The organism is Modestobacter marinus, assembly GCF_011758655.1.
Lineage (GTDB): Bacteria > Actinomycetota > Actinomycetes > Mycobacteriales > Geodermatophilaceae > Modestobacter > Modestobacter marinus.
The window spans coordinates 583032-594299 of the sequence record NZ_JAAMPA010000001.1 but is presented as its reverse complement, the minus strand read 5'-3'; the positions used below and the strand labels follow the sequence as shown (position 1 = coordinate 594299).

10 protein-coding genes are annotated in these 11268 nt (G+C 75.9%); 5 read left to right on the top strand and 5 right to left on the bottom strand.

What is annotated here, in order from left to right:
* Positions 1-30 precede the first annotated feature (30 nt).
* From FB380_RS24050 to FB380_RS02810, 4 genes are all read right to left on the bottom strand, one after another.
* Positions 31-990, bottom strand: a complete 960-nt coding sequence (locus FB380_RS24050; RefSeq protein WP_208382736.1) for a glycine betaine ABC transporter substrate-binding protein — start codon at positions 988-990, stop codon at positions 31-33.
* 88 nt (positions 991-1078) lie between these two features.
* On the bottom strand, positions 1079-1921 hold the full coding sequence (locus FB380_RS02820) for an ABC transporter permease (protein WP_166753758.1): 843 nt from the start codon (positions 1919-1921) through the stop codon (positions 1079-1081).
* Positions 1918-2610 carry an ABC transporter permease gene (locus FB380_RS02815; protein WP_229681940.1) on the bottom strand — a complete coding sequence of 231 codons (693 nt, stop codon included), beginning with the start codon at positions 2608-2610 and terminating at the stop codon, positions 1918-1920. The genes FB380_RS02820 and FB380_RS02815 overlap by 4 nt, the downstream gene beginning before the upstream one ends.
* Positions 2607-3743 (bottom strand): ABC transporter ATP-binding protein, encoded by a 1137-nt coding sequence (locus FB380_RS02810; protein ID WP_166753757.1) that lies wholly within the window; start codon positions 3741-3743, stop codon positions 2607-2609. Before FB380_RS02810 ends, FB380_RS02815 begins: the two co-directional genes overlap by 4 nt.
* Positions 3744-4035: 292 nt before the next feature.
* Between FB380_RS02810 and FB380_RS02805 the strand changes: the two genes are divergently transcribed.
* On the top strand, positions 4036-6132 hold the full coding sequence (locus tag FB380_RS02805; RefSeq protein ID WP_166753756.1) for a DUF6779 domain-containing protein: 2097 nt from the start codon (positions 4036-4038) through the stop codon (positions 6130-6132).
* Positions 6133-6250: 118 nt separating this feature from the next.
* Here the strand turns inward: FB380_RS02805 and FB380_RS02800 are convergent, their stop codons facing one another.
* Complete coding sequence (locus FB380_RS02800; protein WP_166753755.1) at positions 6251-7003, bottom strand: SDR family oxidoreductase; 753 nt, start codon at positions 7001-7003, stop codon at positions 6251-6253.
* A gap of 294 nt (positions 7004-7297) precedes the next feature.
* Here FB380_RS02800 and FB380_RS02795 point away from each other — a divergent pair, with 294 nt between their 5' ends.
* The 4 genes from FB380_RS02795 to FB380_RS02780 are packed head-to-tail and all read left to right on the top strand — an operon-like array spanning position 7298 to position 11197.
* A complete protein-coding gene (locus tag FB380_RS02795) occupies positions 7298-8257 on the top strand; it encodes a Rossmann-like and DUF2520 domain-containing protein (RefSeq protein WP_166753754.1) in 960 nt (319 codons plus the stop codon).
* Positions 8254-9108, top strand: a complete 855-nt coding sequence (gene panC, locus FB380_RS02790; RefSeq protein WP_166753753.1) for a pantoate--beta-alanine ligase — start codon at positions 8254-8256, stop codon at positions 9106-9108. The genes FB380_RS02795 and panC overlap by 4 nt, the downstream gene beginning before the upstream one ends.
* 11 nt (positions 9109-9119) lie before the next feature.
* Positions 9120-9533: an aspartate 1-decarboxylase gene (panD, locus tag FB380_RS02785; RefSeq protein ID WP_279590848.1), complete on the top strand. Its 414-nt coding sequence runs from the start codon at positions 9120-9122 to the stop codon at positions 9531-9533.
* The gene (locus FB380_RS02780) at positions 9530-11197 is read left to right on the top strand and encodes an L-aspartate oxidase (protein ID WP_229681939.1); all 1668 of its coding nucleotides are present in this window, start codon (positions 9530-9532) and stop codon (positions 11195-11197) included. Before panD ends, FB380_RS02780 begins: the two co-directional genes overlap by 4 nt.
* Positions 11198-11268: the final 71 nt, after the last annotated feature.

Here is an 11268-nt window from a genome sequence, read left to right as displayed (position 1 = left end):
GAGGACCCACCCGGCCGGACCGCCGGTGGGTCAGGGCTGCTCGGCCAGGTCGGCGATCGAGGTGAGGCCGTACTCCTCGGCGGTCTCCCGGGTCACGACGATGGCGTCCTTGTCCTGGGCCTCCGACTGCTCCAGCACGGTCAGGTTCTCCGGCAGGGCCTCGGGCAGCGCCGCGTAGACCTCCTCGGAGCTGACCGCGGTCGCCTCCTCGTCGAAGTACTCCAGCAGCACGCCGCTGTACTCCGGGATGAGGTCGATCGACCCGTCCTGCAGCGCGGGCATGTAGGTCTCCCGGCTGCCGATGTTCAGCTGGGTGTCGACCGTGGCCCCCTGGGCCGTCAGCGCCTGGGCGTAGATGTTGGCCAGGGTGACGTTCTCCGGGAAGTTCGCCGACCCGATGGTGAGGCTCACCCCGGCGGCCTGGGTGCCCGTCGCGTCCAGTCCCGCCTCGGCCAGCCACTGCCCGGCGACCGCGGCCGGGTCCTGCCGCTCGATGATCACCTGCTCGTTGAGCGCGATGAGGTCCTCGGTGGTCAGCTCCGCGGACACCGCGTTGAGCACGGCGGCGACGCCGTCGGTGGCCTGCTCGGTGTTGATCAGCGGCAGCACGTTCTGCGCGGCGAAGAGGTCTTCGGGGTCCTCGAGGACCACCCAGTCGTTGGCCGCGATGTTCGGGTCGGTGGTGAAGATGTCGGCCGCGTCGATCTGGCCGTTGGCCAGTGCGTTGACGGTCAGCGGGCCGCCGGCGTCGAGGCTGCGGAACTCACCGAACGTGACGCCGTAGACCTCCTCCAGGCCGGGGACGCCGTCGGGCCGGGTCTGGAACTCCGGCGGGCCGCCGAGCACGAGGTCGGAGGCGATCGTGTCCCCGGCCCCCTCGGCGCCGCCGGCGGGCGTGCCGGTGCTGCTGCTGCCCGACTCGCCGCACGCGGCGAGCGACGTGAGCAGGACTGTCGCGCCGGTCAGCGCCATGGCCATCCTGCGGTTCATTCTGTTTCTCCTGAGGTCAGCCCCGGCGCGCGAGGCGCCGGGGTCGCCGGGTACCGGACGGCGGGTTGCCGCCCGTGGTGGGGGAGGGTCACGCCGAGGGCCGCCCGGCCGAGCTGCCCGTGCCGGCGCCGGCCGGGACGGCGTCCGGGCCGCTGGGGCGCGGGCCGGCGTCCTGGCTGTCGGCGTCGGCCTGCTCGACGAGGGCGGCGGTCCGGCTGTCGCGGCCTGCCCGGCGGGAGAACCGGCCGGACACCCCGCGGGACACGGTGAACCGCTGCACGAGGGCGAGGACGGCGTCGACCAGCAGCGCCAGCAACGCCACCAGTACCGCGCCGCCGGCCATCTGGCCGAACTGCCGGCTGGCCAGCCCGTCGTAGACGTAGCGGCCCAGGCCGTCCAGGCCGACGTACGCCGCGATGGTGGCGGTGGCGATGACCTGCAGGGCGGCACTGCGGACGCCGGAGAAGACCAGCGGCAGGGCGTTGGGCAGCTCCACCCGGAACAGCACCTGCGGCCCGGTCATCCCCATGCCCTGGGCGGCGTCACGGACGGCGGGGGGCACGTTGCGCACCCCGGCGTGGGTGTTGGCCAGGATCGCCGGCAGCGCCAGCAGCACCAGGGCGATCTCGGTCGGCACGAGGTAGACGGCGTTGCCCCGGCCGCTGATCAGCGGCGACACCATGACGTAGAGCAGGATCAGCAGGCCCACCGTGGGCAGCGCCCGCAGCCCGTTGGCGACCGAGACGAGCCAGCCGGCCCGGCCGGTGTGGCCGAGCAGCAGGCCGAGCGGGAACGCGATCACGCCGGCGATCAGCAGCGCGATCCCGGTGTACCGCAGGTGCGCGAGGACCTGCGCTCCGATCCCGGGGCTGGTCCGCGTGCCGGTCCAGTTCTGCGGGTCGTTGAGCCAGACCAGGAGGTTGTCGGTCACCGGGCCACCGCCCCGCGCTGCCAGGGGGTCAGCAGGCGGCTGCCCAGGACGATGAGGGCGTCGAGCGCCAGCGCCAGGAGCACGCAGAGCACGATGCCGAGCGCGATCGGCGGGTAGTAGGGGCCGGTCACCGACAGCTGGAACCCGGTGATGAACAACTGGCCGAGCTGCGGGATGCCGATGGTCGCGGCGATGGCGACCAGGCTGACGTTGGCCACGGTGGCCACCCGCAGGCCGGCGGCGATGACCGGGACGGCGAGCGGCAGCTCCACCGACCGCAGCCGCTGGAACCGGGTGAGGCCCATCGCGGTGGCCGACTGCAGGACGTCGTCGGGGACCGCGGCCAGTCCGTCGGCGACCACCCGCACGAGCAGCGCGACGGTGTAGACGGTCAGCGCGATGACCACGTTGACCGGGTCGAGGATCTGCGTCCCGAGGACGGTCGGCATCACGACGAACAGGGCGAGCGAGGGGATCGTGTAGAGCAGCCCGGTCACCGACACGATCGGCGGGTACGCCCAGCGGTAGCGACGGGCCAGCCAGCCGATCGGCAGGGACAGCAGGAGCCCGAACACCACGGGGAGCACCGAGAGCCAGGTGTGCGACCAGAGGAGTGCCAGCACCTCGTCCCGGTGGTCGGCGAAGTACCCGAACAGGTCCCAGGGGGCCGATCCGCCGGGGGAGGTCACGGGTGCACCCGCGCCGGGACGCCCGCGGTCTCCTCGCGCAGGTGGTCCAGCACGGTGCCGGCGAGCACCGAGCCGACGAGCCGGCCGTCGTCGTCGACCACCACGCCGCGCCCGCTCGGTGAGGAGAGCGCCGCGTCCAGCGCCTCGCGGAGCGTGCCGCCGACGGGGGACAGCGTGCCCCCGAGGTTGAGCAGGTCAGGGGAGACGACGTCGCCGGGTGCGGGTCCGGCGCCGCCGTCGGGATGGGCACGCAGGTGCAGCCAGCCCTGCGGTCGCTGGGCGTCGTCCACCACCAGCACCCACTCGTCGACGGCGACGTCGTGCGCCCGGGCCAGTGCCGAGCCGAGGGCCACGGTGGGCTCGGGGGTGACGGCGACCTCGGCGGAGACGAAGGCGAGTGCGCGGTAGCCGCGGTCGCGGCCGACGAAGCCGGCGACGAACGGGTCCGCCGGTCTCGCCAGCAGCTCGGCCGGGGCGGCGAGCTGGGCCAGCCGCCCGCCCACGGCGAGCACGGCGACCTGGTCACCGAGCCGGATCGCCTCGTCGATGTCGTGGGTGACGAACACGATCGTCTTGCCCAGCTCGTCCTGCAGCCGCAGGAACTCCTGCTGCAGCTGGTCGCGCACCACCGGGTCGACGGCGCTGAACGGCTCGTCCATCAGCAGGACCGGCGGGTCGGCGGCCAACGCCCGGGCCACGCCCACCCGCTGCTGCTGGCCGCCGGAGAGCTGGGCCGGGTAGCGGTCGGCGAAGGAGGCGGGCAGCCCGACCCGCTCGAGCAGCTCGATCGCGCGGGCCCGCGCCTCCCGACGGCGGGTGCCGGTGAGCAGCGGCACGGTCGCGACGTTGTCCACGACGGTGCGGTGGGGGAAGAGCCCCGCGTGCTGGATGACGTAGCCGATGCCGCGGCGCAGCTCGGCGGGCGGCACGGACATGACGTCGCGGTCGTCGATCGTGATGGTGCCCGCGCTGGGCTCGATCATCCGGTTGATCATCCGCAGGCTGGTGGTCTTCCCGCAGCCGGACGGCCCGACCAGCACGGTGATCTGCCCCGACGCCGCGGTCAGGCTCAGCGCGTCGACGGCGACCGTGCCGTCGGGGAACTCCTTGGACACCGCGTCGAACCGGATCATCGGGCTCCTCCTCGGGGTGTCCGGCGGTCGGTCGCCGGTGCGCGGCTCGACCGTCCGGCCGTCGCGGGGACGGCGGAGGGAGGTGCGGTCACCGACCCCCCTCGATCGGCTGGCTGCCCAGATCCACCCGGTCGGTGGCGTCCGTGCTGGTCGACGACCCGTGTTCCGCAATCGAATCACATGCCGCCGACACGGTGAGGCGCCCGGCGGCCCACATGGTCCACCGTGCGACGGCGGCGCGCACGGCAAGCAGGTCAGACCACTGGCCCGCTCGCGCCTCTACCCTGCTGGCATGACCGGTCGTCAGGTTGAAGTCACTCGCGGTGACCTGACCGCGGTCACACCGGCTGAGGGGGGCTCGCGGGTCTGGTCGGCGATCGCGCTCCTGCTGGCCGTGCCGGCCACGGCCGCGGCTCTCCTGACCGAGGACCCGCAGTACCTGCGGGTCGCGCTGCTGGCCGTCTGCTGGGCCTTCGTGATCGCCGCCTTCCTCGCCGGCAGCCGCCGCGCCGACCAGGTGGCCGCCGCTGCCCGGGAGGCCGAGCTCCGGCACGCCTACGACCTAGAGCTGGCGCGGGAGGTCGCCGCCCGGCACGAGTACGAGGCCCGGCTGGAGAACCGGCTCCGGCGCGAGGCCGAGCAGACCGCGGACGGTGAGCTCGGTCAGCTGCGTGCCGAGCTCGCCGCCCTCACCGAGCTGCGTGGCGAGCTGACCGTCCTGCGCGAGCTGCGCGCCGAGCTCGCCGGGTGGGGGGAGCTGCGCAGCGACCTCGGCCGGATGCGCGGTGAGCTGACCGAGCAGCTGTCCGGCGAGCTGCTGATCGAGCGCATGGTGATGCGGGCGCAGTCCGTCCGCGGCCCGGCGCAGGCCACCGACGCCGGTCGCGCGGTGGAGGGCGCGCCGGCGTGGGAGTCCTCCGGATGGCTGTCGTCCCCGGCCGGGCGGGACTCCCGCAGCGAGGCAGCCCGGGCTCTCCCGACGGCCGTGGCCGACCCCCTCGACGCATCCCCGTCGTCGCCGGGCACGCCACCCCCTGCGGCCGCCGAGGTCACCTCGACCGCGCCCACCGGGTCCACGTCTGCCGGGTCCACGTCTGCCGGGTCCGGGTCTGCCGGGTCCGCGTCTGCCGAGGACGTCGCCACCGCGACCGTCATCTCCGCGCCTGCCGCGTCGGTGCCCACCGCGCCCGCGCCGGCTCGGGCCGCCGTGTCTGCGCCCGCCGAGGAGGAGTCGCCCGCCCGGGACCGGCCGCCCTCGCCGATGGAGTGGCTGGTCGAGGAGGCGGTGCTCGAGCCGTGGGTCGAACCGAGCCCGAAGTCCCCGCTGGCGTGGCTGGAGGACCAGGCGCTGCTCGACGAGGCCGCCCGTCCGCCCGCTGAGCCGCCGGTGGTGCCGATGGCCTCCCGGCCGCCGCTGCCCGAGCCGGCGCTCCGCGTGTCCGACCTCGTGGGTGCGATGCCAGAGCCGGCGGAGCCGCCGCGGCGTCGTCACCGCCGGGCCGCCGAGCCCGACGAGGAGGACGTCGCCCCCGCGACCGGTCGTCGACGCAGCCACGCCGCCCCGGCGGACCACCTGGTCACGAGCGCCGGCTCGCCGGCAGGGGACCTGGCACCCGTACCGGGTGCGCCGGCCGCGGAGCCTCCGCCGTGGGCGTCCTGGCCGCCGCCGTCCCCGGAGCCGACGTCCTGGGGATCGCCGGCCGGGTCGTCCCGGGGGTCGTCGGCCGGGGCCACGTCTTGGGCATCGCGCGTGGAGCCGGCCTCGTGGGGATCGCCGGCCGAGGCGCCGTCCTCGGCACCGTCGACCGAGTCGCCGTCCTGGGCGTCGCCGGCCGAGCCGGCTGCCTGGTCACCGTCGACCGAGTCGCCGTCCTGGGCGTCGCCGGCCGAGCCGGCTGCCTGGTCACCGCCGGCCGAGCCGGCTGCCTGGTCACCGCCGGCCGAGCCGGCTGCCTGGTCACCGCCGGCCGAGCCGGCTGCCTGGTCACCGCCGGCCGAGCCGGCTGCCTGGTCACCGCCGGCCGAGCCGGCTGCCTGGTCACCGCCGGCTGAGCCGGCTGCCTGGTCACCGCCGGCTGAGCCGGCTGCCTGGTCACCGCCGGCTGAGCCGGCTGCCTGGTCGCCGCCGGCGGACCCGGCGTCCTCGGCCGGACCGGCCCCGGTCGGCGACGTGCTGCCCGCGAGCTGGTCGGTCGAGCCGGACGGCCCGGCTGCGGACCCAGCACCCCGGCCGACGCCGCCGGCCCAGGGGCACGCCCGGCTGGAGCAGATCCTGGCCGGCAGCGGGGTCCAGGCACCCACTGGCGGCCGGTCCCGGCGGCGCCGCTACCGCGAGGAGGGCGAGGACGCCGCCGACGACGTCCTCGCCCGGGTGCTCGGCCAGCGCTGACCGGCCCCCCCCCGGCCAGCCTCGAGCCCCCGGCCCCCGGCCCCCGACCTCGTCCCCGGCCCCCTTGCAGGGTCCCGTCGCGAGCTCGCGAGTGGCGGGGGGGCAAGGGCGTCCTTCGTCAGATCGGGCCGCGGGAAAGCGCGCCGCCGTCCAGCACGAGGGTCTGGCCGGTGACCCAGCCGGCCTGGTCGCTGAGCAGGTAGGCGGCCGCCTCGCCGATGTCCTCGGGCACCCCGAGCCGGCCGACCGGGTACTGGCCGCCCAGTTCGGCCTCGCGGCCGGTGAAGAGCGCCTCGGCGAACCGGGTCTTCACCACGGCCGGGGCGACGGCGTTCACCCGCACCTTCGGGCCCATCTCCACGGCCAGCTGGGTGGTGAGGTTGATCAGCGCTGCCTTGCTGACGCCGTAGGCCGCGATCCCCTCGCTGGACTTCAGCCCGGCGACCGACGCCACGATCAGCACCGAACCGCCGTGCTCGGACATCCATGCCTTCCACGCCTCCTGCACCAGGCCGAGGCTGGCGACGACGTTGGTGTCGAGGATCTTGCGGAAGGCGTCCAGCGGGGCGTCCATCAGCGGGCCGAACACCGGGTTGATGCCGACGTTGCCGACCAGCACGTCCAGGCTGCCGAACGTCTCGATCGCGGTGCGGACGGCCTCGGCGCGGTGCTCGGGGTCGCCGACGTTGCCCACGACGGCGACCGCCTTCTCCGGGCCGCCGAGCGCCTCGACCGCCTCCGCGAGCGCGTCGGGCTTGCGCGCGGTGACCACCACCCGGGCGCCTCGCTCCACCAGGCTCTGCGCGATCGCGAGGCCGATGCCCCGGCTCGCTCCCGTGACCAGTGCAGTGCGTCCCTCGAAGCTGCTCACCGTGCTCCTCCTGCTCACCAGGGCCGGCTCCGCTGCCGGCCGGCCTCACCCAATCACGGGCGGATGCGGCTCCGGTGCTCGCCCGGGTGAGTCAGGACACACATCCGCGGCGTTGCCCGGAACGCCGCGGATGACAGACTCGTTGTTGTCAGTACACCTGCGTGACACGTCCTCCGGGGTGGTTGCAGCAGGTGGGTCAGCACGGCTCCACCGCTCCACACGGCCCACGACGACGTGGGACGACGCGACCTGAGTCCGGTACCCGCGAGGGACTGGAACGAGAGGTGCACCGGGATGCCCATCCGTCCCCGCGCGGTCCCCGCGCGCCCCACCGCCCTGCCCGCGGCCGGTCTGCCCGCCGCGACCGAGGCCCCGGCCCGCCTGCGGGTCGGCGTCGTCGGCGCCGGCCGGGTCGGCGCCCTGCTCGGCGCCGCGCTCTCCGCCGCCGGCCACGAGGTGGTCGCCGCCTCCGGGGTGTCCGCCGCCTCCGCCGAGCGGGCCGCCCGCCTGCTGCCCGGCGTCCCGCTGCTGCCCGCCGACGAGGTCGTGGCCGCCAGTGACCTGGTGGTGCTCGCCGTGCCGGACGACACCCTGCCCGGGCTGGTCGCCGGCCTCGCCGAGACCGGCGCCTGGCGGCGCGGCCAGCTGCTCTTCCACACCTCCGGTGCGCACGGCCTGGCCGTGCTGGCGCCGGCCGAGCGGAGCGGCGTCCTGGCCCTGGCGCTGCACCCGGCGATGACCTTCTCCGGCGCGCCCGAGGACGCCGCCCGGCTGGGCGCCGCCCCGTTCGGGGTCACCAGCCGCCCGGAGCACCGCGCGGTCGCCGAGACCCTGGTGCTGGAGATGGGCGGCGACCCCTTCTGGATCGACGAGGCCGACCGCGGGCTCTACCACGCCGCCCTGGTCACCGGGGCGAACCACCTGGTCACCCTGGTCGCCGAGGCCGCGGACCTGTTGCGGGCCGCCGGCGTCGACGAGCCCGCCCGGGTGCTCACCCCGCTGCTGACCGCCGCCCTGGACAACGGGCTGCGCCGCGGCGACCGGGGGCTCACCGGCCCGGTCAGCCGCGGCGACGTCGGCACCGTCGCCGCCCACCTGGACACGCTGACCGAGCGGGCGCCGGCCGCCGTCGACGCCTACGTGGCCCTCGCCCGGCGCACCACCGAGCGGGCGCTGGCGGCCGGCCGGCTGCGGCGGCACGAGGGCGCACCGCTGCTGGAGCTGCTCGACTCGGCCGAGGAGGCGGCGCGATGAGCCCGGCCGTCCGGACGCCGGTGGTCGCCGAGACGACCGCCGAGCTGCGCCGGCTGCGGGCGGAGCTCCCCGGGCCGGTCGTGCTGGTGCCCACCATGGGGGCGCTGCACGAGGGGCACCGCACGCTGGTCCGCGCGGCCCGCGAGCACGGCGGCAGCGTCGTCGTCTCGGTGTTCGTCAACCCGACCCAGTTCGGCCCCGGCGAGGACTTCGACCGCTACCCCCGGACCTGGGACGCCGACCTGGCCGCGCTCGCCGAGGAGGGCGCCGACCTGGTGTTCCACCCGCCGGTCGAGGAGGTCTACCCGCCTCGCGCCCTGGGGGTCACCGTGCAGCCCGGCCCGCTGGGGGAGGTGCTGGAGGGCGCTGTCCGCCCCGGGCACTTCGCCGGCGTGCTGACCGTGGTGGCGAAGCTGTTCGGCCTGGTCCGCCCGGACGTCGCCGTCTTCGGCGAGAAGGACTACCAGCAGCTCACGCTGATCCGGGCGATGGCCCGCGAGCTGGCGCTGGGGGTGCAGGTGGTCGGCGTCCCGACCGTCCGTGAGGACGACGGCATGGCGCTGTCCTCCCGCAACCGCTACCTGTCCCCGGAACAGCGCCAGGCCGCTGCGGCGTTGTCCGCAGCACTGCGCGCGGGTGCCCAGGCGGGGCCGCAGGGCGCCGGCGCGGTCCTGGCCGCGGCCCGCGCGGTCCTCGCCGAGGCCCCCGACCTGCTCCAGGACTACCTGGAACTGACCGATCCAGATCTCGGACCGGCGCCCACCGCCGGACCCGCCCGGCTGCTGGTCGCCGCTCGCGCCGGCAGCACCCGACTCATCGACAACACCGCTGTGGAACTGGGGTACCGCTGATGATGCGCACCATGCTCAAGAGCAAGATCCACCGGGCCACGGTCACCCAGGCCGACCTGCACTACGTCGGGTCGGTCACCGTCGACGAGGACCTGATGGACGCCGCCGACCTGCTGGCCGGCGAGCAGGTGGCGATCGTCGACGTCACCAACGGCGCCCGGCTGGAGACCTACGTCATCCCCGGCGAGCGTGGCACCGGCGTGCTGGGCATCAACGGTGCCGCCGCGCACCTGGTGCACCCCGGCGACCTGGTGATCCTGATCAGCTACGGCCTGATGGACGAGTCCGAGGCCAAGTCCTACCTGCCGGCGGTCGTGCACGTCGACGCCGACAACCGCGTCGTCGAGCTGGGTGCGGACCCCTCGGCACCGGTGCCCGGGGCCGGGGACCACCAGCGGAGCCCGCTCGGCGTCCCGATCCGGTGATCACCGCCGCGGAGCCGGTGACCGGCCTGCCGTTGCGGCTGCGCGCCCCGGCGCCGGGGTGGCAGCTGACCGCCGACGTCTGCGTGGTGGGCTCCGGCGTCGCCGGGCTCTGCGTGGCGCTGCACGCCCGCGCGGCGGGGCTGTCGGTCGCCGTCGTGACCAAGGTCGAGGTGGACGACGGCTCGACCCGCTGGGCGCAGGGTGGGATCGCCGCCGTCCTGGACCCGGCCGACACCCCGGCCGCGCACGCGCGGGACACCGAGGTGGCCGGGGTGGGGCTCTGCGACCCGGACGCCGTCCAGGCGCTGGTCACCGAGGGGCCCGAGCGGCTGCACGAGCTGATCAGCTGGGGAGCCGCGTTCGACCGCGGCCCGACCGGCCGGCTGCTGCTGACCCGGGAGGGTGGTCACTCCACCGACCGGATCGTGCACGCCGGCGGCGACGCCACCGGGGCGGAGGTCCAGCGGGCGCTGCGCGACGCGGTGGCCGCCGACCCCGGGGTGACGCTGGTCGAGCACGCGATGGTGCTCGACCTGCTGCGCGACGCCGACGGCCGCGCCGCCGGGGTGACCCTGCACGTGCTCGGCGAGGGCAGCGCCGACGGCGTGGGCGCCGTGCGGTCCCGGGCCGTGGTGCTCGCCACCGGCGGGATGGGCCAGGTGTACGCCGCCACCACTAACCCGGGCGTCTCCACCGGCGACGGCGTGGCTCTCGGTCTGCGGGCCGGGGCGGTCGCCACCGACCTGGAGTTCGTCCAGTTCCACCCCACCGCCCTCTACCTGGGGCCGGACGCCCGCGGGCAGCAGCCGCTGGTCTCCGAGGCGCTGCGCGGGGAAGGGGCGGTGCTGCGCGACGACGCCGGTGAGCGGTTCATGACCGCCGTGCACCCGCTCGCCGAACTGGCCCCCCGCGACGTGGTGGCCAAGGCCATCACCCGGGTGCAGCTGCGGGACGGCGTCGACCACGTCTGGCTCGACGCCCGCGGCATCCCGGGGCTCGCCGAGCGCTTCCCGACCATCGTGGCCCGCTGCCGCGGGGCCGGCATCGACCCGGTCACCGATCTGGTGCCGGTCACCCCGGCCGCGCACTACGCCTCCGGCGGGCTGGCCACCGACCTGACCGGGCGCACCACCGTGCCCGGCCTCTACGCCTGCGGCGAGGTCGCCTGCACCGGCGTGCACGGGGCGAACCGGCTGGCGTCGAACTCCCTGCTGGAGGGGCTGGTGTTCGCCGGCCGGATCGGCGAGGCACTGGCCCGCGAGCTGCCGGTGCCCGCACCCGCCGGGCCCGACGACCCGCGGCCGGCCGGGCTGGTCGACGTCGCCGCCCGGGCACCGCTGACCACGGCGATGTCCGCTCGGGTCGGTGCGCTGCGCAGCGGTCCGGGGCTGGCCGAGGCCGCCGGGCAGCTGGCGGCGCTGGGGGAGTGGACCACCGCCGTCCCCGGGGTGCCCGGCTGGGAGACCACCGACCTGCTCACCGTCGCCACCGCGATCACCGCCGCGGCGGCCGCCCGCCAGGAGACCCGCGGCTGCCATTGGCGGGAGGACCACCCCGAGGCGGTCGAGGAGTGGCGGGTGCACCTGGACGTGCGGCTGGACGACGACGGCCGGGTCGGGCTGACCCGCCGCCCGGTCGGGACGCCCGTGGCGGTGGCCTGGTGAGCGAGCATCTCGGCGAGCGCCGGCGAGCGAGGAGCGGAACGAGCCACCCGAGCGGAGCGAGGCGGTGACCT